The organism is Streptomyces sp. NPDC047880, assembly GCF_040706515.1.
Lineage (GTDB): Bacteria > Actinomycetota > Actinomycetes > Streptomycetales > Streptomycetaceae > Streptomyces.
Map to the genome: position 1 here is coordinate 308,611 of NZ_JBEZOK010000006.1, position 23,845 is coordinate 332,455.

Annotated in this window: 16 protein-coding genes and 1 pseudogene; 9 read left to right on the forward strand and 8 right to left on the reverse strand. The window is 71.5% G+C overall.

What is annotated here, in order from left to right; genetic code table 11:
• The first annotated feature begins 120 nt into the window (after positions 1 to 120).
• Positions 121 to 678: a glycoside hydrolase family 25 protein gene (locus AB0937_RS12925; protein WP_366711416.1), complete on the forward strand. Its 558-nt coding sequence runs from the start codon at positions 121 to 123 to the stop codon at positions 676 to 678.
• Between the two features lie 22 nt (positions 679 to 700).
• Here the strand turns inward: AB0937_RS12925 and AB0937_RS12930 are convergent.
• From AB0937_RS12930 to AB0937_RS12960, 7 genes and pseudogenes are all read right to left on the reverse strand, one after another.
• Positions 701 to 1,342: pseudogene (locus tag AB0937_RS12930) on the reverse strand (NAD(P)-binding domain-containing protein); the annotation flags it as partial.
• A 191-nt stretch (positions 1,343 to 1,533) separates the two neighbouring features.
• A complete protein-coding gene (locus AB0937_RS12935) occupies positions 1,534 to 1,746 on the reverse strand; it encodes an EF-hand domain-containing protein (protein ID WP_366711417.1) in 213 nt (70 codons plus the stop codon).
• Positions 1,747 to 1,991: 245 nt separating this feature from the next.
• On the reverse strand, positions 1,992 to 3,170 hold the full coding sequence (locus AB0937_RS12940; protein WP_366711419.1) for a YncE family protein: 1,179 nt from the start codon (positions 3,168 to 3,170) through the stop codon (positions 1,992 to 1,994).
• Between the two features lie 76 nt (positions 3,171 to 3,246).
• Positions 3,247 to 3,855 carry an ATP-binding protein gene (locus tag AB0937_RS12945; protein ID WP_366711420.1) on the reverse strand — a complete coding sequence of 203 codons (609 nt, stop codon included), beginning with the start codon at positions 3,853 to 3,855 and terminating at the stop codon, positions 3,247 to 3,249.
• Between the two features lie 169 nt (positions 3,856 to 4,024).
• Complete coding sequence (locus AB0937_RS12950; RefSeq protein ID WP_366711421.1) at positions 4,025 to 4,792, reverse strand: enoyl-CoA hydratase-related protein; 768 nt, start codon at positions 4,790 to 4,792, stop codon at positions 4,025 to 4,027.
• 78 nt (positions 4,793 to 4,870) lie between these two features.
• Positions 4,871 to 6,055, reverse strand: a complete 1,185-nt coding sequence (locus tag AB0937_RS12955; RefSeq protein ID WP_366711422.1) for an Ig-like domain-containing protein — start codon at positions 6,053 to 6,055, stop codon at positions 4,871 to 4,873.
• A 201-nt stretch (positions 6,056 to 6,256) separates the two neighbouring features.
• Positions 6,257 to 7,501: an Ig-like domain-containing protein gene (locus AB0937_RS12960; protein ID WP_366711423.1), complete on the reverse strand. Its 1,245-nt coding sequence runs from the start codon at positions 7,499 to 7,501 to the stop codon at positions 6,257 to 6,259.
• A gap of 189 nt (positions 7,502 to 7,690) precedes the next feature.
• Here AB0937_RS12960 and glgX point away from each other — a divergent pair, with 189 nt between their 5' ends.
• The 6 genes from glgX to AB0937_RS12990 all read left to right on the forward strand — a co-directional run bounded on the left by glgX (position 7,691) and on the right by AB0937_RS12990 (position 18,772).
• The gene (gene glgX / locus AB0937_RS12965) at positions 7,691 to 9,943 is read left to right on the forward strand and encodes a glycogen debranching protein GlgX (RefSeq protein ID WP_366711425.1); all 2,253 of its coding nucleotides are present in this window, start codon (positions 7,691 to 7,693) and stop codon (positions 9,941 to 9,943) included.
• 280 nt (positions 9,944 to 10,223) lie between these two features.
• Positions 10,224 to 12,095, forward strand: a complete 1,872-nt coding sequence (locus AB0937_RS12970; RefSeq protein ID WP_366711426.1) for an ABC transporter ATP-binding protein — start codon at positions 10,224 to 10,226, stop codon at positions 12,093 to 12,095.
• On the forward strand, positions 12,092 to 13,954 hold the full coding sequence (locus AB0937_RS12975; protein WP_366711427.1) for an ABC transporter ATP-binding protein: 1,863 nt from the start codon (positions 12,092 to 12,094) through the stop codon (positions 13,952 to 13,954). The genes AB0937_RS12970 and AB0937_RS12975 overlap by 4 nt, the downstream gene beginning before the upstream one ends.
• Before the next feature lie 301 nt (positions 13,955 to 14,255).
• The gene (locus tag AB0937_RS12980) at positions 14,256 to 16,307 is read left to right on the forward strand and encodes a M4 family metallopeptidase (protein ID WP_366711429.1); all 2,052 of its coding nucleotides are present in this window, start codon (positions 14,256 to 14,258) and stop codon (positions 16,305 to 16,307) included.
• A 219-nt stretch (positions 16,308 to 16,526) separates the two neighbouring features.
• Entirely contained in the window at positions 16,527 to 18,173 is a 1,647-nt protein-coding gene (locus AB0937_RS12985) for a M4 family metallopeptidase (RefSeq protein ID WP_366711430.1), read from the forward strand.
• 59 nt (positions 18,174 to 18,232) lie between these two features.
• On the forward strand, positions 18,233 to 18,772 hold the full coding sequence (locus AB0937_RS12990; protein WP_366711432.1) for a DUF1990 domain-containing protein: 540 nt from the start codon (positions 18,233 to 18,235) through the stop codon (positions 18,770 to 18,772).
• A 73-nt stretch (positions 18,773 to 18,845) separates the two neighbouring features.
• Here AB0937_RS12990 and AB0937_RS12995 read toward each other — a convergent pair whose 3' ends face one another.
• On the reverse strand, positions 18,846 to 21,464 hold the full coding sequence (locus AB0937_RS12995; protein ID WP_366711433.1) for a glycosyltransferase family 1 protein: 2,619 nt from the start codon (positions 21,462 to 21,464) through the stop codon (positions 18,846 to 18,848).
• Positions 21,465 to 21,740: 276 nt separating this feature from the next.
• Between AB0937_RS12995 and AB0937_RS13000 the strand changes: the two genes are divergently transcribed.
• Together AB0937_RS13000 and AB0937_RS13005 are read left to right on the forward strand one after the other, a co-directional pair.
• Complete coding sequence (locus tag AB0937_RS13000) at positions 21,741 to 22,943, forward strand: S8 family peptidase (RefSeq protein WP_366711434.1); 1,203 nt, start codon at positions 21,741 to 21,743, stop codon at positions 22,941 to 22,943.
• A gap of 214 nt (positions 22,944 to 23,157) precedes the next feature.
• On the forward strand, positions 23,158 to 23,845 hold a 688-nt coding region (locus tag AB0937_RS13005; protein WP_366711435.1), incomplete at its 3' end, for a maltotransferase domain-containing protein.

Consider the following 23,845-nt stretch of genomic DNA (forward strand, 5'->3'; position numbering starts at 1 on the left):
GACCCGGGGGACCTCCGCCCCGCACGCGACCAAGGCCGGCCTTCTTGTCCCAGCCGGCACAGCCCCGTGCCCAGGTGGTGGAACTCCCCCTCCCCCCACGTGCACTTCAGGGAGACCCCCATGCTGCGCGGAATCGACGTGAGCGCCTACCAGAGCTCCTCCTACGACACCGACGGCCTCTCCTTCGTCTTCGTCAAGGCGACCGAGGGCCGCACCTACGTCAATCCCAAGCTGGCCGCCCAGACCAAGCGCGCCAGAGACGCCGGACTGGTCGTCGGCTTCTACCACTTCCTGTGGCCCGGCAACCTCACCGCCCAGGCCGAGCACTTCGTCGGCAGCGCCCCGGACCGGCCGGGCGACATCCTCGCCGTCGACTGGGAGACGACCGGAGAGGGGACGCACGCGAGCAACGCCGAGAAGGACCGGTTCATCCGGAAGCTCAAGGGCCTCCGGCCGGAGAACCGAGTGGTGCTCTACTGCAACCGGCACTTCTGGCTGAACGTCGACACGTCGTCCTATGCGGGCGACGGTCTGTGGATCGCCGACTACGTCTCCGCGGGCCAGCCCCGCATCGAGGCCACGTGGCGCTTCCACCAGTACACCGACGACCCGCTCGACAAGAACGTGGCCGACTTCGCGAGCAAGGCGGCGCTGCGGAATTGGGCCGGCAAGGCCTGAGCTGTCCGCTGCACTCCGGCGTGCGCTCCGGGGACGCCTCCGCCAGGGCCTTCCTGACCGCCTCCACGCCGTCGCGCAGGCCGTAGACCGGGGTGCCGGGCTGCTGGCGCCAGGAGTCGTCGATGCCGCCAGCGTCGACGGTGTCGAAGCCGAGCGCGTCGATCAGCTCCCGTACCGTGCGCTTGGCCGCCTCGTCGTCGCCGGCCACCGGCAGGGCCATGCGGCCGGGGCCGCCCGCGGGGAGCGGGCGGCCCCGGATGTCCTGGGCGTAGGTGCCGTTGAAGGCCTTGACGACCGGGTGGCCGATCTGGCGCTCCGTCCAGCGGCTCTCGGTCAGGCCGTCGTCCTCGAGCCCCGCGATCCTGCCGTCGCGCCCGCGCGGGTAGTAGTTGCCGGTGTCGATGACCACGACGCCGTCCGCCGCGCCGTCGAGCAGACCGGAGGGAAGATCCGGGACCGCCTTCAGCGGAATCGTGACGACGACGATCTCGGCGTCCCCGGCTGCCTCCCCGACCGTCACGGGCGTCGCGCCGGTCTCCTCCGCCAAGGCCGTGAGCGTCTCGGGCCCGCGGGAGTTGGACACGGACACGTCGTGACCGAGGGCGGTGAGCCGCCGGGTCAGGTTGCCGCCGATGTTGCCCGCTCCGATGATGCCGATCCTCATGTCCTCGCCACGCCCCTTCCGGAGGTGAACAGCGGCCCGTGGAGTCCCATGGAGTCCCGTGACCGGGTCAACCGGCGCGGCGGGTCGGCTGTTCCGGCTCCGGGTGCGGCTCCTCGCCGTCCCGGGCACGGCGAGGGGCCCGGTCCGCAGCATGGACCGGGCCCCTTCGCTCGGCAGGGCGAGCCGGGCGCCTACTTGTTCAGGTAGGCCCAGAACTCGTCGAAGCTCAGCCGCTTGTCGCCGTCGAGGTCACGGGTCTTGATGACGACCTCGGCGACCGACTCGGTGACGTTCCAGTCACCCGACTGGGCCAGGGCGGCCTTGAACTCGGTAGCGGTGATGAACCCGTCACCGTCCGTATCGATCCGCTCGAACTGCTTGCGTGCTTCCTCGATGTCCGCCACCGGTCCGCCCCTCATCTCGTGCTGTACGTCCTGCTGGCGCAGGTCTGACGCAGGTCAGATTAACCGGCCGGGCACGCCTCCAGCGCGGCGCCCACCCGGGCGCACTCCTCGTGGTGCGCCGCCTCGGGCCCGGTGCTCTGCACCTCGGCGAGCAACTCACGGTGACGGCCGGCCCGGTGAGGGCGTGCGACCGCGTGCGCGTCCGCGATCCTGCCCGCCCGCCACCGGCCGTGACCGGCCCGGTCTCACCGGAACACGCCCGTGTGGCCCAGCGAGTAGCGGCCGGGCTGCGGGTAGACGGCGAGGCCGTGCGGGCCGCTGCCGACCGGGATGCGGGCGAGCTGGGTGCCGGTGCGGGTGTCGACGGCGTACACCTCGGCGTCGTAGCGGCCGGACAGCCACAGCACCTTGCCGTCGGCGGAGACACCGCCCATGTCGGGGCTGCCGCCGTCGGGCAGCTGCCACTTCTTGGTCAGCCTGTCCTGGGTGAAGTCGAAGACGGAGATCGTGCCCTCGCCGCGGTTGGTCACGTACATCTCCCGCGAGTCGCGGCTGACGTAGAGGCCGTGACAGCCCTTGCCGGTGGGCATCAGGGTGGGCTTGCCGAACCGGTCGCCGTCGAGGACCCACATCCCGTGGGCCATCATGTCGGCGATGTAGAACTTCCTGCCGTCGGGCGAGATCTTCACGTCCTGCGGCATGGCGCCCTGGAACGGCAGCCGCTGCTGCCCGACGACCTCCATCTTCTCGGTGTCGACCTTGAGCAGCTCGCCGCTGAACTCGCAGGAGACGATGAAGTAGCGTCCGTCGAGGGAGAAGTCGGCGTGGTTGACGCCGTAGCAGGAGACCGGGACGGTCTTCCTGGTCTCCATGGTGTGCGGGTCGCGGAAGACCAGTTGCCGGTCGAGGGAGGCCATGACGACGGCGTACCTGCCGTTGGGTGTGAAGTAGAGGTTGTAGGGGTCGTGGACCTCGACCTCCTTGCCCGCCTTGCCGGTCCTCGGGTCGATCGGGGTGAGGGTGTGGCCGCGGTTGTTGTTGACCCACAGCGTCCTCAGGTCCCAGGACGGGACGACGTGCTGCGGCTGCCGGCCCACCCGGATCGCCTCGGTGACCTCGTACGTCTTCGGGTCGATGACGGTGACCGTGTCGGACTCGGTGTTGGGGACGTAGACCCGGGACGGGAAGTCCTTGACCACCGGGGACAGCTTGTTCGGGCGGTCGGCCGCGTACACGTCCTCGGGGTCCAGGACGGGCGGCATGCCGGGCAGGCCCTCGACGGGCTTCTTCTCGGACGGTGCGGGCACGGCGGCCTCGGTGCCGCGCGCCTCGGAGGCCCGGTCCCCGCTCCCGGTGCCGCAGGCGGCGAGGACGGCGAGGGCTGCACCCGCGACCAGGGTGCTCTTGAGGAGATGGGGGCGCATTGCACCATTTAATGAGCGACTGGCAGGGAAACCCGCGATTCGCCCGTCCGGCGACCGGGTGAGGCACGGGACGCGCTCAGCGGTCGGCGACCCGCATCTCGAACCAGGTGGTCTTGCCCCGGGGCAGGAGGTCGACCCCCCAGCGGTCGGACAGCTTGTCGACGAGGAACAGGCCCCGGCCGCTGATGTCCATCTCCTGGACGGGCATCAGGCAGGGCAGACCGCGGGAGGGGTCGCGGACCTCGACGCGGATCCAGCCGCGGCGCCGGTGCAGACGCAGCCCGAAGACCCGGGCGCCGGTGTGGCGCACGGCGTTGCCGACCAGCTCGGAGACGAGCAGGACCGCGTCCTCGGTGGTCTTCGGGGTGAGGCCCCAGTGGCGCAGGACCACGACCTGGGTGAGCCGTCTCGCGGTGGCGGCGGACTCGGGACGGGACGGCAGTGGAACCTCTGCCTCCGCCGGGTTGCCGTACAACTCCAGCGCCTTGAGCGCGTGTTCGTCCTCGACGGTCGGCGACCAGCGCGCCGCGGCCGCATGTGCGTGTCCCCGCGGCTGTTCCATACCCTCCAGCCCCGCCATGCCCCCATCATGGCCGCCCGGGGCACCCGAAGGGGCCGTTCCCGGGGAATACACCCCGGGGAACGAGGGGTGGAACGACGATCGTCTGACATATGCCAAAGGCATCTCGACGTCTCCGGCATCCGCCGTGACCTGCTGGAACGCCCTACTCCGGCACAATCGCCGGACTCTCCCGCTCCGGCACGCTTAAGGTTGCCTTAAGGCTGTCATAAACCGCCCCATCGAGGGACCCCGGGTCAGACACCGCGTCAATGGCAAGCCCCTGGCCGGATGTTCAGAGGAACTTCGCCTTGCCCGGCCCCTCCTCCACGAAGCTGCGCATCCCGCGCGCGCGGTCCTCGGTGGCGAACAGACCCGCGAACCAGTTCCGTTCGATCGCGAGACCCGTGTCGATGTCCGTCTCCAGGCCGGTGTCGATCGACTCTTTCGCGGCGCGCAGCGCGAGCGCCGGGCCCTGGGCCAGCTTCGCGGCCCAGGCGTGCGCCTGGGTGTACACCTCGTCGACGGGGACGACCCGGTCCACCAGACCGATCTCACGGGCCTCCTCGGCCTTCACCATGCGGCCCGTGAAGATGAGGTCCTTGGCCTTGGAGGGGCCGACCAGGCGGGCCAGGCGCTGGGTGCCGCCGGCGCCCGGGATCAGCCCGAGCAGGATCTCCGGCTGGCCGAGCTTGGCGTTCTCGCCGGCGATGCGGAAGTCCGCGCACAGGGCGAGTTCGCAGCCACCGCCCAGCGCGTAGCCCGTCACGGCCGCGACGACCGGCTTGGGGATCCTGGCCACCGCCGTGAACGAGTCCTGGAGGCCGCGGGCGCGCAGGACCATCGCGGTGTGGTCCATCGCCTGCATCTCCTTGATGTCCGCGCCGGCCGCGAACACCTTCTCGCCGCCGTAGATCACCACGGCCCGCACGTCCTCGCGGCGCGTGGCCTCCTCGGCGAGTTCCTTCAGCCGGTCCTGCGTGGCGATGTCCAGCGCGTTCATGGGCGGGCGGTCGAGACGGATCGTGCCGACGCCTTCAGCGACTTCGAGAGAGACGGTCATGGGCAGCAGGTTAACCGGGACTAACAGAAGGGGCCCCGGTGCGGTCGGTCACACCGGGGCCCCCACGTCCTGCGCTGCCTACTTCTTCCACTTCTCCCAGGACATGTTCCAGCCGTTGAGCCCGTTGTCCGGGTCGACGATCCGGTCCTTCGAGTTCTTGACGACCACCACGTCGCCGATCATCGAGTGGTTGAAGAACCACGCGGCCGGCACCTTCTTGTCCCAGCCGCCGCGCACGTCGCGCAGGCCGATGCAGCCGTGGCTGGCGTTGTAGTTGCCGAAGGCGCCGCTCGCCCAGTAGTTGCCGTGCAGGAAGGTGCCGGAGGTGGTCAGGCGGACGGCGTGCGGAACGTCCTTGATGTCGTACTCGCCGCCGTAGCCGACCGTCTCGCCGTTCATCCGGGTGACGGTGAGCATCTCGCTGATGACCATCTGGCCGTTCCAGGTCTCCATGCCGGGCTGGCCGGTGGTGACCGGGATGGTCTTGATGGTCTTGCCGTCGCGCATGACCTTCATCGTCAGCTTCTTGGCGTCGACCACGGAGACCTGGCTGCGGCCGATGGTGAACTTCACCGTCTTGTCCTGCTCGCCGTAGACGCCGGAGCGGCCCTCGACGCCGTCGAGGTTCAGGTCGACGGTCACCTTGGTGCCGGGCTTCCAGTACTTCTCGGGGCGGAAGTCGAGACGGTCGTTGCCGAACCAGTGGCCCTCGACGTCGACGGCCGGCTCCGTCTTGATGCGGATGGCCTTCTGGACGTCCTCCGGGTTGGTGATGCCCCGGGAGAAGCGGATGGAGAACGGCATTCCGACGCCGACCTTGGAGCCGTCCTCGGGGGTGAAGGTGCCGGTGAAGGTGTTCTCCGGGGTCAGCGTGGTGAAGCCCGCGTCCTCCGCGGCGGTGCGGCCCTGGGAGTCCTTGGCCACCGCGTGGACCGTGTACTTCGTGGCGCCGGACAGATGGGTGGACGGCGTCCAGCTGGCGCCGTCCCCGGATATCTCGCCGTCGATCTTCCCGCCCTCGGCGTCCTTGACCTCGACCTCGGTCAGCTTGCCCTTCGACGCGGTGACCTTCAGCGCACCGCTCGTGTCGACGGACTTGGCCCCGTCCTTCGGGGTGATGCCGACGACCGCCTCGGACTGCTTGCTCTGCGCGCTGCCCGAGTCCTTGCCGTTGTTGCCGCCTTCGCCGGAGCCGGAGCCGCTCTCCCCGCCGCCGCACGCCGTGACGGCGAGCAGCAGCACGCCGATCGCCGACGCGAGCACTCCGTTCCTGCGCCCAACCGACGCCCCCGATATCGGTCGCCCGTTCACGTGGTTCTCCCCTCCCAGGGCCTGGTCAGGCCCGCACCCCGCGCGTCCCCCGCGCGTCGGCGCATATTAACCACAAGGCACCGGCCGCAGGCGGCCCCCGATTGTCACCGTTCGGTCCCAACGGATCCCGGGCCAACCCGCCCCTCTGTCCCGCTACTTCACCGCACTGCCCGCCTTCCATGCATTCCAGCCCATATTCCATCCTCCGAGCCCGTTGTCGGGAGAGACCTTTTTGTCATTGCTGTTGACGACCTCGACGACGTCCCCGACGAGGCTGCGGTCGAAGAACCAGCCGGCCGGGGTGTCCGACCCGCCGCCCTTCACGTCACGCAGCCCGATGCAGCCGTGGCTGACGTTGGTCCGGCCGAACACGGTGTGGTGCGCCCAGTAGTTGCCGTGCAGGAAGGTGCCCGAGTCGGTCAGGCGCATGGCGTGCGGAACGTCCGGGATGTCGTACTCGCCCTTGCCGTCGCGCTTCTTGAAGCCGACGGTGGCGCCGTCCATCCGGGTGACGTCGAGCATCTCCGTCACCACCATCTTGCCGTTGTACGTGGTGTTCTTGGGCGCGCCCGCCGTGACGGGCACGGTGGCGAGGGGCTCGCCGTCGCGCCGGACCTCCATGGAGTGCGCGGCGGCGTCGACCACGGAGACCTGGCTGCGGCCCACGGTGAAGGAGAACGTCTTGTGCTGGAGGCCGTAGACGCCGGGTGCGCCCTCGACGTCGCGCAGCCGCAGGGCGACGGTGACCTGGGTTCCGGGCTTCCAGTAGTCCCGGGGGCGGAAGTCGAGACGGGCGGCGCCGAACCAGTGCGGGCGGATCTCGACGGGCGGGCGGGCGGTGACCCGGACCGCGCGTTCGACGGCGGCGCGGTCGGTGATCTCGCGGTTGAACTCCAGGGAGACGATCATGCCGATGCCGACCGTGGCGCGGTTCTCCGGGGCGACGTAGCCGATGAAGCGTTCCTCGGGGACGTGGGTGGTGAAGGTCGTGTGCCGGGCCGAGCGGCGTCCGTCGCCGTCCACCGCCACCGCGTCGATGGTGTACTCGGCTGCCAGCGCGAGCCGCTCTTCGTCGGGTTCCCAGGTCAGGCCGTCCGCGGAGAGGCGCCCGGGCACCTGGGTCTCCTGCGCGTCCTGCGACCTGACGACCTTCACCTTCTCCAGCCGGCCGTCGGGCACGCGCACCCGCAGCTTCCTCCCGGGGCGCACACCCCTGCTGCCGTCGTCGGGCGAGACCTCGATGACGTCCTCGGGCGCCGGGGGCGCGCCGAACACCCCGGCGATCCCACCCGCGTCGTCCGAGGTACACCCCGTGGCCCCGGCGAGGAGCCCTGCCCATGTCACTACGGCGGCCAGCGCGGCCCTCGCGCGCCGCGCGCGCCCTTGTACGTGCCTCACGCGGTGCCCAACGACCGGCCGTGTCCCCGGGAAACGACCATGCCCGCCCCCGGGGAAACGTGAGTGCGACGCATGCTCTGGGCAGAACAGTGGGGAGGACGACGCGCAGGGGAGCCGCGACCCGGGCCGCCGCACAGGGCCGCACTTCTCTGTCCCCCGTCGTCCCACGAGCCGGTGGGAGGCTGACAGGTGTCCAGCGCAGCCGAGCAGGAGGCGGTGGCCGGTCATCGGGCCACCGGGAACGGGCGCCAGGCCGCCGCCGTGAACGGAGCACGGCGGGCCGCGCCGCCGCCCACCGTGCCCGCGTGGCCGGGCGCTCCGACCCCGCTGGGTGCCCGGTTCCGGGTCGGCCCGGACGGGGTGGCGGGCACCAACTTCGCGTTGTGGGCGGGCGGAGCCGAGGGCGTGGAGCTGTGCCTGTTCGACGAGACGGGCAAGGAGTCGCGGGTCCGGCTCGCCGAGCTGACCCACGAGATCTGGCACGGCTTCGTCCCGGGCGTGCTGCCCGGCCAGCGCTACGGCTACCGGGTGCACGGCCGCTGGGACCCGTGGACCGGCGCCCGCTGGAACCCGGCGAAGCTGCTGCTCGACCCGTACGCCCGCGCGGTGGACGGCGACTTCGGCCTGCCGCCGGAGGTCTACGGGCACGTCCGCGACTGGCCGCAGCAGCACGTCGCCGACACCGTGCGCGACGACCGGGACTCGGCGCCGTACGTGCCGAAGGGCGTCGTCGTCCACGATGACGACGACTGGGCCGACGACCGCCGGCCGAAGACCCCCTGGGCCGACTCGGTGATCTACGAGCTGCACGTCAAGGGCTTCACCCGGCTGCACCCGGGCATCCCCGAGGAGCTGCGCGGCACCTACGCCGGTCTCGCGCACCCGGCGGCGGTCGAGCACCTGGTGAAGCTGGGGGTGACGGCGGTGGAGCTGCTGCCGGTGCACCAGTTCGCCCACGAGGACCACCTGCTGCGCAGGAGCCTCAGGAACTACTGGGGCTACAACTCCATCGGATACTTCGCCCCGCACGCCGGCTACGCGGCCTCCGGGACGAGAGGGCAGCAGGTCGGCGAGTTCAAGCGGATGGTGCGCGCCCTGCACGCGGCCGGGATCGAGGTCATCCTGGACGTGGTCTACAACCACACCGCGGAGGCGGGCGAGCTGGGTCCGACGCTGTCCTTGAAGGGCGTCGACAACCGCGGCTACTACCGCCTCCAGGACGACGCCCGCCGCTACGCCGACTACACCGGCTGCGGCAACACCCTGCACGTGGTCCAGCCGCACGTGCTGCGCCTGATCACGGACTCGCTGCGGTACTGGGTGACCGAGATGGGCGTGGACGGCTTCCGCTTCGACCTGGCGGCGGCGCTGGCCCGCTCCATGCACGACGTCGACATGCTGTCCCCGTTCCTCGCGGTCATCGCCCAGGACCCGGTGCTGCGCCGGGTGAAGCTGATCGCCGAGCCGTGGGACGTGGGGTCGGGCGGCTACCAGGTGGGCGCCTTCCCGCCGCTGTGGACGGAGTGGAACGACCGGTACCGCAACGCTGTACGGGACTTCTGGCGGCACGCGCTGCCGGACGTCCGGGAGATGGGCTACCGGCTGTCGGGCTCCAGCGACCTGTACGCCTGGGGCGGGCGCAGGCCGTACGCGTCGGTCAACTTCATCACCGCGCACGACGGTTTCACCCTGCGCGACCTCGTGTCCTACGAGCGCAAGCACAACGAGGCCAACGGCGAGGGCAACCGGGACGGCACGGACGACAACCGGGCCTGGAACTGCGGCGCCGAGGGCGAGACGGACGACGAGGGGGTACGGGCGCTCAGGCGCCGGCAGCTCAGGAACCTGCTGACCACGCTGCTGCTGTCGACGGGCGTGCCCATGCTGGTCGCGGGCGACGAACTGGGCCGCACCCAGCGCGGCAACAACAACGCGTACTGCCAGGACAACGAGATCGGCTGGCTGGACTGGGAGCTGCTGGAGGACCCCGCCTGGCAGGCCCTGTTCGCACTGACCTCCCGGCTGATCGCGCTGCGCCACCGGCACCCGGTGCTCAGGCGCAGGGCGTTCTTCTCGGGCCGGGCGCAGACCGCGGACGGACTGCGCGACCTGGCCTGGTTCACCTCGCGGGGCACGGAGATGACCGAGCAGGACTGGTACGCGCCCGCCGCCACACTGGGCATGTACCTGTCCGGCCGGGACATCCCGGGCCGCGACGAACGCGGGGAGCAGATCCTCGACGACAGCTTCCTGGCCGTGCTGCACGCGGGTGAGGGGCCCGTGGACTTCGTACTGCCGGGGCCGCCCTGGGCCGAGCGGTACGAGGTGGTCGTGGACACGAGCCTGGAGGAGCAGGGGGAGGCGCCGGGCGTGGAGCACCGGGCGGGTTCGGAGATCACGATGCCGGCGCGGGCGGTGCTGCTGCTGCGGGTGACGGGCTGAGGCATCGTTTCGCCGACCGGGCGGGAGGGCGGCGCGGGGCACACCGGCCACCTGTGCGACCCGGTCGACGACCGGCGCGAGCGGGCCGATCTCGCGCCGGGGCGGCCGGAGTTGCCGGCGGAGCCGAGGACGGGGATCGCGCTCCGGCGGCATCGGCCGATCGGCTGACGCGGACGTACGACCCGTCGAACGTTCCCCCAGGTCGCAGGACCAAGGCCCGGGCCGGGTCCGGCCAAAACTCGGTGGGCAGTGTCAGTGGCGATCCGTAGTCTCGCTGCTGATGGCCACGACACCCGCCCCCGCCCAGGACCGTTCCGCCGTGCGTTCGCTGCTGCGCCTGTGGCCGTACGTGCGGCCCGTGCGGGCGCGGCTGTCCAGTGCCGCGTGCGTCGCGGTACTCGCCTCTTGCGTGGGCCTGGTGATCCCGCTCGTCCTGAAGTGGATGGTCGACGGGCCGATCGCCCGGCGGGACCCGGCCGGAGTGTGGTTCGGCGCGCTGTACCTGCTGTTGCTCGGCTTCACGGAGGCCCTGCTGTTCGGGCTGCGGCGGTGGCTGGTGGCCCGTCCGCTCACCCACGTCGAGGCGTCCATGCGGGCGGGGCTGTACCGGCACCTGCAGCGGCTGCCGGTGGCCTTCCACGACCGGTGGGCCTCGGGGCAGTTGCTCTCCCGGGCCACCACGGACCTGATGCTGCTGCGCCAGTTCCTCGCCTTCCCGCTGACGTTCCTGCTGGTCAACGGGGTGACGATCGTCGTCGGCGTGGTCATCATGCTGCTCCAGGACTGGACGCTGGGGCTGGTCGTCCTCGGGCCCGCCGTGCCCGTCGTGGTCACCTGCGTGATCTTCGAGAAGCAGTACGCGCAGGTGGCCCGGCGGGCCCAGGACCAGGTCGGCGACCTGACGACGGTCGTCGAGGAGAGCGTGCTCGGCATCCGCATCATCAAGGGCTTCGGCCGCCACCGCAGTCAGGCCCGGGCGTTCCGGGACCTGTCGAGGACGCTGCGCGGCACGGAGCTGCGCAAGGCACGGCTGCTGGCGACGATCTGGGGCGTCATCGTGACGCTGCCGGAGGTCGCGATCGGGGCGGCGCTGGTGGTGGGGGCCGTCCAGGTGGCGGACGGTTCCCTGTCGGCCGGGACACTGGTGGCGTTCCTGTCGACGGCGCTGGCCCTGCGGTGGCCGGTGGAGTCGATCGGGTTCCTGCTGGCGATGAGCCAGGAGGCGGCGACGGCGACGGAGCGGTTCTTCGAGGTGATGGACGAGGAGGCGGAGCACGCCTCCTCGAGCGCGCAGGCCTCCTCGAGCGCGCACGCCTCCTCGAGCGCGCAGGCCTCCTCGAGCGCGCACGCCTCCTCGAGCGCGCAGGCCTCCTCGAGCGCGCTCACCGGCGCGAGGCGGCCGGAGGACACCGGGCTGCGCTTCCACCACGTCCAGTTCCGCTACCCGGACGCCGAGCCCGGTTCCGCGCCCGTGCTGCGGGACGTCGACCTGCACATCCGCTCCGGCGAGTCCATGGCCCTGGTCGGTGCCACCGGCAGCGGCAAGACCACCCTCACCGCGCTCGTCCCCCGCCTCCACGAGGTGACCTCGGGCCGCATCACCCTCGACGGCATCGACATCACGGACCTGTCCAGGGAAGCGCTGCGCGCCAAGGTCGCCATGGCGTTCGAGGAGCCGACACTGTTCTCGGCCACGGTCGGCGACAACGTTCTCATGGGCGCCGGGGACACCGTCGGCCCGGCCGATCTGGAGCGTGCCCTCGCCGTCGCCCAGGCCGGCTTCGCGCACGCCCTGCCCCAGGGCACCGACACCCAGGTGGGCGAGCAGGGCCTCAGTCTCTCCGGTGGGCAGCGCCAGCGGCTCGCGCTGGCCCGGGCCGTCGTCGGGCAGCCGGAGTTCCTCGTCCTGGACGACCCGCTGTCGGCGCTGGACGTACACACCGAGGCCGCCGTGGAGGCCGCTCTGCGGCACGTCCTCGCGGACACCACCGCCCTCATCGTCGCGCACCGCCCGTCCACCGTGCTGCTCGCCGACCGTGTCGCCCTGCTGTCCGGCGGCCGGATCGCCGCGGTCGGCACCCACCACGAACTGCTGCGCGAGAACGCCGAGTACGCGCATCTGATGTCTGGGGAAGAGGAGGGCGCACGATGACCACGGCCACCGGCGCACCGCCCGGCAGCAAGCCCGGCGACCGGCCCGACGACCGGTCCCCCTCCCCCGGCGACCCGTTCGACCGGGACGTCCTGCCCACCCCGCCGGGCGCCACCGGGGCCCTGCTGCGCTCCCTGCTCGCGCCCATGAAGGCCCGGGTCGCGGTCACGACGCTCCTGTTGCTGCTCCAGCAGGCGGTCGTGCAGGCGGGTCCGCTGCTCGTGGCGTACGCCATCGACCGCGGTGTGCCGGCGTTCCGGGCGCAGGACCACGGGCCGCTGATCGCGGTGGGCGTCGCCTATCTGACGTGCGCGCTGGCCGCCGGCGGGCTGCAGTTCGCCTTCGTCGCCGCCGCGGCCCGGGTCAGCCAGGACGTGCTGCTGGATCTGCGCGGCCGGATCTTCCGCCACGCGCAGGCGCTGAGCGTGGACTTCCACGAGCGCTACACCTCGGGCCGGCTCATCTCCCGCTCCACGACCGACGTGGAGTCGCTGCGCGAACTGCTGGACGAGGGCCTCCAGGAGCTCGTGACGGTGATCCTTTCCTTCGTCTACATCTCGGCGATGCTGCTCTGGCTCGACCTGGGGCTCGGGGGCGTGGCGGTGGCGTCCCTGGTGCCGCTCCACGCGCTCGTGCGGTGGTACCGGCGGCGGGCCGGGCGGGTGTACCGGGTGCGGTCGACCGCCATCGCGGCCGTGATCGTCAAGTTCGTCGAGACGATGAACGGCATCCGGCCGGTGCGCGCCTTCCGACGCGAGTCCGCCAACGACGCGGACTTCGGCGAGCTCAACCGGCGGCACGAGCGGGTCAACGGCGACGCGCTGCTGGAGATGGCCCGCTACGTCACCGGTTCGCGGCTGATCGCCAACACGGCGGTCGCGGCGATCGTCCTGTGGGGTGCCCACCGGGTCGCGGACGGCACGCTGGCCCTCGGTGTGCTCGCGGCGGCCGTGCTGTACCTGCGGCGGCTCTACGACCCCATCGACCGGCTCGGGATGTTCCTGAACTCCTACCAGTCGGCGGCGGCCTCGCTGGAGAAGATCGCCGGCCTGCTCGCCCAGACCCCCTCGGTCCCCGAGCCGGCCGCCCCGCGGCAGCTTCCGCCGCTGGAGGGCGAACACCCCGGCCGGGAAGTGGTCTTCGACGGCGTCCGCTTCGGCTACCGCACCGGCGGGGAGGTGCTGCCCGCGTTCGGCCTCACCCTGCCGGCGGGGCAGACGGTCGCGGTCGTGGGCTCCACGGGCGCCGGGAAGTCGACGCTGGCCAAGCTGCTGGCCCGGTTCTACGACCCCTCCGGCGGCCGCGTGCTGCTGGACGGCGTCGATCTGCGCGACCTCGCCGTGCCCGAACTGCGGCGCGGGGTGGTCATGGTGACGCAGGAGACGTTCCTGTTCTCCGGCACGGTCGCCGACAACATCGCGATCGGCCGGCCCGACGCCACCCGCGAGGAGATGGAGCAGGCGGCGAAGGAGATCGGCGCGCACGACTTCATCAGCGCCCTGCCCGACGGCTACGACACCGACGTGCGCAAGCGGGGCGGCCGGATCTCCGCCGGGCAGCGGCAACTGGTCGCGTTCGCCCGGGCGTTGCTGGCCGACCCGGCGGTGCTGATCCTCGACGAGGCGACCAGCTCGCTGGACGTCCCCGGGGAGCGTGCGGTGCAGCAGGCCATGAAGACGGTGCTGAAGGGCCGTACGGCCGTGGTCATCGCGCACCGGCTGTCGACCGTGGAGATCGCGGACCGGGTCCTGGTGATGGAAGACGGCCGGATCGTGGAGGACGGCGAACCGGCCGAACTCATCGCGGGGACCGGCCGGTTCGCGGATCTGCACCGGGCCTGGCGGGACAGCCTGGCGTAGGGCGCGCAGCGGCGGCGTCCGGGGCCCGCACCCGTCGGGCCAGGTGGTCGTCGCCGTACCGGCGGCTCGCGGGCGCAGCGCTCCTGCGCCCCGGCGCAGCGAAGCGTCGGCTCGGGGAAACGTCCGCATACCGAACATGAACTTCCGGACAACGAACCGTTTCCGGCCATACTTTTGACGCGGTCCTGACAGAAAGCGCGCTCCCCTGCCACGCTTCCCACGACTGCTCCACAGGAACCCCACAGCAACACCTCCACCTCCCCAGGCCGGGCGACCCCCGGTCCCGCAGAAGGAGTCAGTGTTGAGAAGCAGTTCCTCGCGAAGAGGCACCTCCCACAGACGCACTCCCCACACCACCGCGGCCGTGGCCCTCGCCGGCGTCGCCGCGCTGATCGCCGCCGCCGTCCAGAGCGGCACCGCGGTCGCCGCCCCGGAACAGGCACCGGCGGCCGCGAGCAAGGCGGTCCCCGGCGCGGAGTCGGTCAAGCTCAGCCCCGCCCAGCGGGCCGCGCTGATCCGCAAGGCCGAGGCCCGCACGGCGCAGACGGCCCAGGACCTGGGCTTGGGCGCCAAGGAGAAGCTGGTCGTCCGTGACGTCGTGAAGGACGCCGACGGCACGGTCCACACCCGCTACGAGCGCACCTACGACGGCCTGCCCGTCCTCGGCGGCGACCTGGTCGTCAAGACCGCCGGGTCCGGTGCGGCCAAGGCGGTCGTCAAGGCGACCCGCGCCGCCATCAAGCCGGCCACCACCACCCCCGCCGTCTCCGCCGCCAAGGCGCAGAAGCAGGCGCTGGCCGTCGCCAAGGCGGACGACACCAAGAGCGCCGATGTCGACAAGGCGCCGCGCAAGGTGATCTGGGCGGCCAACGGCAAGCCCACCCTCGCCTACGAGACCGTCGTGGGCGGCCTCCAGAAGGACGGCACGCCGAACGAGCTGCACGTCGTCACCGACGCCGCCACGGGTGCCAAGCTCTACGAGTACCAGGGCATCGAGAACGGCACCGGCAACACGATGTACAGCGGAACGGTGACGCTCGGCACCACGCAGTCCGGGTCGGCGTACAACCTCACGGACGGCGCGCGCGGCGGCCACAAGACGTACAACCTCAACCGCGGCACGTCCGGCACCGGCACGCTGTTCTCCGGTCCCGACGACGTGTGGGGCAACGGCAGCCCCTCCAACGCGGAGACCGCGGGGGCGGACGCGCACTACGGCGCCGCGCTGACGTGGGACTACTACAAGAACGTGCACGGGCGTTCGGGCATCAAGGGCGACGGTGTCGGCGCCTACTCCCGCGTCCACTACGGCAACAACTACGTCAACGCCTTCTGGTCCGACAGCTGCTTCTGCATGACCTACGGCGACGGGTCGGGCAACACCCACCCGCTGACGTCCATCGACGTGGCCGGTCACGAGATGACCCACGGCGTCACGTCCAACACCGCGGGCCTCGTCTACAGCGGCGAGTCCGGCGGTCTGAACGAGGCCACCTCCGACATCTTCGGATCGACGGTCGAGTTCTACGCGAACAACTCCTCCGACGTCGGTGACTACCTCATCGGCGAGGAGATCGACATCAACGGCGACGGCAGCCCGCTGCGCTACATGGACAAGCCCAGCAAGGACGGCGCGTCCAAGGACAGCTGGTACTCGGGCATCGGCTCGGTCGACGTGCACTACTCGTCGGGCCCCGCCAACCACTTCTTCTACCTGCTCTCCGAGGGCAGCGGCACCAAGACCATCAACGGTGTCACGTACAACTCGGCCACCTCGGACGGCCTTCCGGTCACCGGCATCGGCCGGGACAAGGCGGAGAAGATCTGGTTCCGCGCGCTCACCACGAAGTTCACCTCGAACACCAACTACGCGGGCGCCCGCACCGGCACCCTCGCGGCCACGGGTGAGCTGTACGGCACGGACAGCGCCGAGTACAAGGCGGTCCAGGACGCGTGGGCGGGCGTCAACGTCGGCACCCGCTCCGGCGGCGGAGGCGGCGGCGGCACGTCCTTCGAGAACACCGCAGACGTGGCGATCCCGGACCGCGGCGCGGCGGTCACCTCGCCGGTCACCGTCTCCGGCCGGACGGGCAACGCGCCGTCCAACCTCCAGGTCGCGGTGGACATCGTCCACACCTACATCGGTGACCTCAAGGTGGACCTGGTCGCCCCCGACGGCACGGTGTACACGCTGAAGGGCTACGGCACCGGCGGAAGCGCGGACAACATCAACACCACCTACACGGTGAACGCCTCCTCCGAGGTGGCCAACGGCGTCTGGAACCTCCGGGTCCAGGACAACGCGGCCATCGACACCGGCTACATCAACAGCTGGAAGCTGACCTTCCCGTAGACCGGTAGCTCCACAGGCCATCCGGCCCTCGAGTCAGGGCGCCGCCCCGGTGGGTTCGAATCCCCCGGGGCGGCGTCCGTTTCACGTGTCCTCGCGTACATCTGGCCGTCGAGTTCCGGCCAACATCACGCCTCTCTCCTGACATGTACGCGTCCCCAGTGCCACTCTTCCCCCACGCCGCACAGCACCACAGCACTTCCCCCACATCGAGGAGCTTGTGTGTCCACCTCTCTCTACGCGCGTCAAAAGCGCGCCACGCTGGCCATCGCCACCGCTGTCGCCGCCGGCGCCCTGCTCACCACCGGCCTGACCTCCGGCAGCAGCGCCGCTGCCGACTCCGCGAGCAAGCCGGCCCTCGCCGCGGCCCCCGTGCTGCTCTCCGCGCCCGCCCGCACCGCGCTCATCCAGGAGCAGCAGGCGGACGCCACGAAGACCGCCGACGCGATAGGCCTCGGCGCCCAGGAGAAGCTGGTCGTCAAGGACGTCGTGAAGGACGCCGACGGCTCGGTGCACACCCGCTACGAGCGCACCTACGGGGGCCTGCCGGTCCTCGGCGGCGACCTCGTGGTGCACGAGTCGAAGTCCGGCACGACCAAGGGCGTCACCAGAGCCACCAAGGCGGCCCTGAAGGTCGCCTCGCTCAAGCCCGGGGTCACCGCCGCCACGGCCGAGCAGCAGGCCGTGACCCTCGCCAAGGCGGCCGGCTCGGCCAAGGCCGAGGCGAACTCCGCTCCCCGCAAGGTGATCTGGGCCGCGAGCGGCAAGCCGGTCCTCGCCTACGAGACCGTCGTCGGCGGCCTCCAGGAGGACGGCACCCCGAACGAGCTGCACGTCATCACCGACGCCGCCACCGGCAAGAAGCTCTACGAGTACCAGGGCATCGAGACCGGCACCGGCAACACCACGTACAGCGGCCAGGTCACCCTCAGCACCACCAAGTCCGGGTCGACCTACAACCTCACGGACGGCACCCGCGGCGGCCACAAGACCTACAACCTCAACCGCGGCACCTCCGGCACCGGCACCCTCTTCTCCGGCGCCGACGACGTCTGGGGCACCGGCGACCCGTCCAACGCCGAGACCGCCGCCGCCGACGCGCACTACGGCGCCCAGATCACCTGGGACTTCTACAAGAGCACCTTCGGCCGCAACGGCATCCGCAACGACGGCAAGGCCGCCTACTCGCGGGTCCACTACGGCAACAGCTACGTCAACGCCTTCTGGTCCGACAGCTGCTTCTGCATGACCTACGGCGACGGCTCGGGCAACACCAACCCGCTGACCTCGCTGGACGTGGCGGCGCACGAGATGAGCCACGGTCTGACGTCGGCCACGGCGGGCCTGAACTACAGCGGCGAGTCCGGCGGCCTGAACGAGGCCACCAGCGACATCTTCGGCGCGGGCGCCGAGTTCTTCGCGGGCAACTCCTCCGACGTCGGTGACTACCTCATCGGCGAGGAGATCGACATCAACGGCGACGGCACCCCGCTGCGCTACATGGACAAGCCCAGCAAGGACGGCTCGTCCAAGGACAGCTGGTCCTCCGGCCTGGGCGGCGTGGACGTCCACTACTCCTCCGGTCCCGCCAACCACTTCTTCTACCTGCTGTCCGAGGGCAGCGGCTCGAAGACGATCAACGGCGTGACCTACAACTCGCCCACGTCCAACGGCTCCACGGTCACCGGCATCGGCCGCACCAAGGCGCTGCAGATCTGGTACAAGGCGCTGACGACGTACATGACGTCGACGACCAAGTACGCGCAGGCCCGCACCGCGACCCTGAACGCGGCCTCGGCTCTGTACGGCGCGTCCAGCACCGAGTACAAGGCGGTCGCCGCCGCCTGGTCGGCCGTGAACGTCGGCTGACCGAAGCACGACCACGGGCGGTACCCGGGCCCCGGGCGGGTCCGGGTACCGCCTTACTCTTGGGGACCGTGTCTTCTACGGATTCGCAGGACTTCACCTACGCCGATGTCGGCGCCACCCGTGACCAGGGTTTCTGCCCGCCGGGCTTCCGTCCCATGAACGTACGCACCCGCCTGGGCGAGGGCGAGGAGGTCTTCCGCCGTGCCTCGGAGGCGGTCCTGACCTGGGAGATGCACCGGGCCATGGGCGTGGGCATGGACACGACCGCGGACCGTGCCGCCCCCGGCGTGGACGTCACGGTCACCCTCGCCGGCGTGATCAAGGCCCCCTGCCGCGTGGTCTGGACGGTCGAGGAACCCCGCCGGGCGGGCTGGGCCTACGGCACGTTGCCCGGCCACCCGGAGACCGGCGAGGAGTCGTTCGTCGTGGACCGCACGGGAGACGGCACGGTCTGGCTCACGGTGAACGCTTTCAGCCGGCCGGCCAAGTGGTACGCGAAGGCGGGCGGCCCCGCGACGAGGGGTTTCCAGCACGCCTACGCCCGCAGGTGTGGCAGCGTCCTGCGGAACTTGTCGACGCAGGGCGCCGACTCGCCCTAGGCGCGCGGGGCTGTATCGATGAGCGGCTCCGCCGCGTGGGCGCGACAAGCCCCCACGCACCCGCACGCCACCTTCACCGCATGAGCAACCCCGCAGCCGCCACCAGCTCCTCAGAGGGCCCGGCCACCAAGCCCAACTCCGCGCTGGACGCCAACAGCCGATGCGCGGGAAGGATCCGCACCGTGTACCCAAAAGGCCCGGTGCGATCCAGCGACAAGGGCCCCTCGTACACCCAGCGCCCGTCCTGGTCGGGAGACCCCACCGGCTTCAGAGGCACGACCGTCGCGTCCCCGATCCGGTCCTCCTCGTCCACCCGCCCGGAGACGACCTGCACCTCCACGTCGTCCGGCCCGAGCTCACCGAGCCCGACCCGTACCCGCAGCCCCAGCGTCGTCCCCAGCTCGGCCAGCGCGTCCGACGCCGACGTCTCCACATGGTCGACGGTCACATCCGGCCACGCCGCCCGCACTTTCCCCTTCCACGCGGCGAGGTCGCGTGCCGCGTCCGGGCCCGTGGACCGGTGGGAGAGCGCAGCGGGCGCGTAGAGGCGCTCCACGTACTCGCGGACCATCCGCCCCGCCAGCACCTTCGGCCCGAGCAGGCTCAGCGTGTGCCGGACCATCTCGATCCACCGGTCCGGCAGCCCGCTGCGCCCGCGCTCGTAGAAGCGGGGCGTCACCCGCTGCTCCAGCAGGTCGTACAGCGCCGCGGCCTCTATGTCGTCACGGTGGTCCGGGTCGGTCCCGACGCCGTCCGCCGTGGGGATGGCCCAGCCGAAGTCGGGCTGGAACCACTCGTCCCACCAGCCGTCCAGGACGGACAGATTGAGACAGCCGTTCAGCGCGGCCTTCATGCCGGAGGTGCCGCAGGCCTCCAGCGGCCTCAGCGGGTTGTTCAGCCAGATGTCGCAGCCGGGGTACAGCTTCTGTGCCATGGCCATGCCGTAGTCCGGCAGGAACACGATCCGGTGGCGCACCCGCGGGTCGTCCGTGAACCGCACCAGCTCCTGCACGAGCCGCTTGCCGCCGTCGTCGGCCGGATGCGCCTTGCCCGCGACGACGATCTGGACCGGCCGCTCGGAGTGCAGCAACAGGTCCATCAGCCGGTCCCGGTCGCGCAGCATCAGCGTCAGGCGCTTGTACGACGGGACACGCCGGGCGAAGCCGATGGTCAGCACGTCCGGGTCGAGCACGCCGTCGATCCAGCCCAGTTCGGCCGTACCGGCGCCGCGCTGCCGCCAGGACGCCCGCAGCCGCTCCCGGACCTCCTCGACGAGCTGCTCGCGCAGCACCCGCCGCAGGTCCCAGATGTCCTGGTCGGGGATGTCGGCCACGGAGTCCCAGCGCTCCGAGCCGCCGACCGTCATCGCCTCCTCGGCGCGCCGGACGCCGATCTGCCGGGCACCGAGCCGGAACACCTCGGGGGCGACCCAGGTGGGTGCGTGCACCCCGTTGGTGACGGAGGTGATCGGCACCTCGTCCGCGTCGAAGCCGGGCCACAGGCCGGAGAACATCTCACGGCTGACGTTGCCGTGCAGCAGTGACACCCCGTTGGCGCGCTGGGCCAGGCGCAGGCCCATCACGGCCATGTTGAACAGGTTGGGCTCGCCGCCCGGGTAGCTCTCCATGCCGAGCCGCAGGACGCGGTCGACGTCGATGTCGGGCAGTTCGGCGTCGGGGCCGAAGTGCCGGGCGACCAGCTCGCGGTCGAAGCGGTCGATGCCGGCCGGGACGGGCGTGTGGGTGGTGAAGACGGTCCCGGCCCGGACCGACTCCAGCGCCGCGTCGAAGTCCAGCCCCTCGGCGCAGAGTTCGGCGATGCGTTCCAGGCCGAGGAACCCGGCGTGCCCCTCGTTGGTGTGGAAGACCTCCGGCTCGGGATGGCCGGTCAGCCGGCAGTACGTCCGTACCGCCCGGACCCCTCCTATTCCGAGGAGCATCTCCTGCAGCAGCCGGTGCTCGCTGCCGCCGCCGTAGAGCCGGTCGGTCACGCCGCGCTCGCCGAGGTCGTTCTCCTCGACGTCGGAGTCCAGCATCAGCAGCGGGACGCGGCCGACCTGCGCCAGCCAGATCCGGGCGTGCAGCTGCCTGCCGCCGGGCAGGGCGAGGGCGACCTGGGCGGGGGTGCCGTCGGGCTCCTCGAGCTGGGCCACGGGCAGCTCGTTGGGGTCGAGGACGGGGTAGTGCTCCTGCTGCCAGCCGTCGCGGGACAGGGTCTGGCGGAAGTAGCCGTGCCGGTAGAGCAGGCCGACGCCGATCAGCGGGACGCCGAGGTCGCTGGCCGCCTTGAGGTGGTCGCCGGCCAGGATGCCGAGGCCGCCGGAGTACTGGGGCAGGGCGGCCGTGATGCCGAACTCGGGTGAGAAGTAGGCGATCGCGGCGGGCAGTTCCTCGGGCTGGGTCTGGTACCAGCGCTCGCCGGTCGTGTAGTCGCGCAGATCGTCCGCGACCGCGGCGAGGCGGCTCAGGAACGAGTCGTCCCCGGCGAGCTCCGCCAGTCGCGCGGGCGGCACGCTGCCGAGCAGCCGGACGGGGTCGCCGCCCGAGGCGGCCCATCGCTCGGGGTCCACGGACCGGAACAGGTCCCGGGTCTCCGCGTGCCACGACCAGCGCAGGTTGCGGGCCAGGTCGCTGAGCGGCCGGAGGGGGTCGGGGAGAACGGGTCGGACGGTGAATCGACGGATCGCCTTCACGGGTTCCACCTCGGCGCGTTCGCTGGATTTCGCAGGGCTTCGACGACGTCTCCTACGACAGTACCGGCGTCGGCGCCCGCGCCGCTGAGGCTCCGCCACCGGACCCCCGATCGGCCTGAACCGCACCATCCGCGGATATGGCCGATTCCGCACCCATAGGCGTTCTTGTGGTGCTTCACACGCCACGAGAGGCTGCCTGTGGCGTACCGGCCCGCGCCCGCCGCACGCGGCGCCGCGCGGCAGCCGTACGCCGAGTCGAGGAGGGGAACTCGGACCATGGCTCGGTCGCGCGAGCGGCGTCTGCGCCGGACGGGGGGCCTGGCGGCGGCGGTCTGCGCCGTGACGTTTTCGGCCACCACCCTGCCCGCGCACGCCGTACCGGAGGGGCGGATAACCGGCGCCGGATCACCCGGCTCCGTGCACGGCAGTTACCTGGTGACACTGAAGGAGGGCACGCAGGCCCGGTCGGCGGCCGGAAAGGGGCTCGCCGGAAAGTACGGGGTGCGGATCAGCCACGTCTACGGCACGGTCCTGAACGGCTACGCGGTCCGGGCGGACGGGAGACGGGCCGGGCGGCTGGCCGCCGACCCTCGGGTCGCCTCGGTCGTCCAGGACACCCGCGTACGGCTCGACGGCACCCAGAAGAACCCTCCGTCCTGGGGGCTGGACCGCCTCGACCAGCCGAAGGCGCCACCGGACCGGAGCTACACCTGGCCCAGGTCGGCCGGAGCGGGGGTGACGGTGTACGTGATCGACACCGGCGTCCGGACCACCCACCGGGACTTCGCGGGCCGGGCGGGCCACGGCTGGGACTTCGTCGGGAACGACCGGGACGCCTCGGACGCCAACGGCCACGGCACGCACGTCGCCGGCACGGTCGCCGGGACGGTCCACGGCGTCGCCAAGAAGGCCCGGATCGTCTCCGTGCGCGTCCTCGACGCCGCTGGCGCGGGCACCACGGCCCGGGTGATCGCCGGGATCGACTGGGTGACCCGGCACGCGAGGAAGCCCGCGGTCGCCAACCTCAGCCTGGGCGGACCGCGCAACGAGCGGCTGGACGCGGCCGTCCGCGCCTCGATCGCCTCCGGGGTCACCTACACGGTCGCCGCGGGCAACGACGGCAGGCCGGCCGGCCTGTACTCGCCGGGGAGCGTCGAGCAGGCCGTCACGGTGGGGGCGACCGACCGGGAGGATGCAAAACCGGCCTTCTCCAATCACGGTCCGGCCCTCGATCTGTTCGCCCCGGGCGTCGATATCACCTCCGCGTCCGCGGTGAGCGACACCGCGCGGGCAACCCGTTCGGGTACCTCGATGGCGTCTCCGCACGCCGCGGGAGCCGCCGCGCTCTACTTGGCCGATCACCGGAAAGCGACTCCGGCGCAGGTCGGGAGGGCTTTGACGGCCTCAGCGGCGAACGGGAAGGTCTCCGGCCGGGGTCTCGGATCGCCGGACAAATTACTGCGGGTGCCGCGCGAGTAGGGCGAAGGAGCAGCCACGCCGGGGGCCGGCCTCGTCCGTCGCGGACGAGGCCGGTCTTGTGTGTCGACATACGCGTGAGTAGTTAACAAAGTGCCGGATTGCCCACCCGAATAGGGTGGGAAGGCTCCTGCGGGTACCCCTCTCAGGAGCACCATGCAGGACCCACCTCCCCACAGACATCCGCCTACCCACGTTGACGCGGACAGGAGCGGTCATGCCCGCCAAGCACCATTCGCCAGCACCCCCCAACCGCCGCACCACCGGGGCGCGCGCACCCGGCGGCGAACCACGCCCCGCGCGCCCGGCCGAGGCGGGCCCACCGGCCTCGCCACCACCTCCCGTGAACGACTCGACCGCCGTCGGACGCATACCCGTCCTGGACGTCCGCCCGGTGGTGCAGCAGGGACGCCGGCCGGCCAAGGCCGTCACCGGTGAGACCTTCGAGATCTCGGCGACCGTGTTCCGGGAGGGGCACGACGCGGTGGCCGCCAACGTCGTCCTGAAGGACCCCGAGGGCCGCCCCGGCCCCTGGACGCCCATGCGCGAGCTGGCCCCCGGGACGGACCGGTGGGGTGCCACGGTCACCGCCGGGGAGCCGGGCCTGTGGACGTTCACCGTCGAGGCATGGGGGGACCCGGTCAGCACCTGGCGCCATCACGCCGAGATCAAGATCCCGGCGGGCATGGACACGGACGTGGTCCTGGAGGAGGGCGCGCGTCTGTACGAGCGGGCGGCCGCCGGTGTGCCCGAGGAGGAGGGACTGCGCGACGTGATCCGCACCGCCGTCGACGCCCTGCGGGACGAGGACCGTCCCGCGGCGTCCCGTCTGGCGGGGGCGCTGACGCCGGAGGTGGACGCGGTGCTGGCCCGGTATCCGCTGCGGGAGCTGGTCACCGGCAGTG

Bases quoted from the DNA above. Each gene is read 5' to 3' on its own strand.
- AB0937_RS12925 (WP_366711416.1), top strand. From the start codon at position 121: ATGCTGCGCGGAATCGACGTGAGCGCCTACCAGAGCTCCTCCTACGAC.
- AB0937_RS12940 (WP_366711419.1), bottom strand. From the start codon at position 3,170: ATGCGCCCCCATCTCCTCAAGAGCACCCTGGTCGCGGGTGCAGCCCTC.
- AB0937_RS12945 (WP_366711420.1), bottom strand. From the start codon at position 3,855: ATGCCTTTGGCATATGTCAGACGATCGTCGTTCCACCCCTCGTTCCCC.
- AB0937_RS12950 (WP_366711421.1), bottom strand. From the start codon at position 4,792: ATGACCGTCTCTCTCGAAGTCGCTGAAGGCGTCGGCACGATCCGTCTC.
- AB0937_RS12970 (WP_366711426.1), top strand. From the start codon at position 10,224: ATGGCCACGACACCCGCCCCCGCCCAGGACCGTTCCGCCGTGCGTTCG.
- AB0937_RS12975 (WP_366711427.1), top strand. From the start codon at position 12,092: ATGACCACGGCCACCGGCGCACCGCCCGGCAGCAAGCCCGGCGACCGG.
- AB0937_RS13000 (WP_366711434.1), top strand. From the start codon at position 21,741: ATGGCTCGGTCGCGCGAGCGGCGTCTGCGCCGGACGGGGGGCCTGGCG.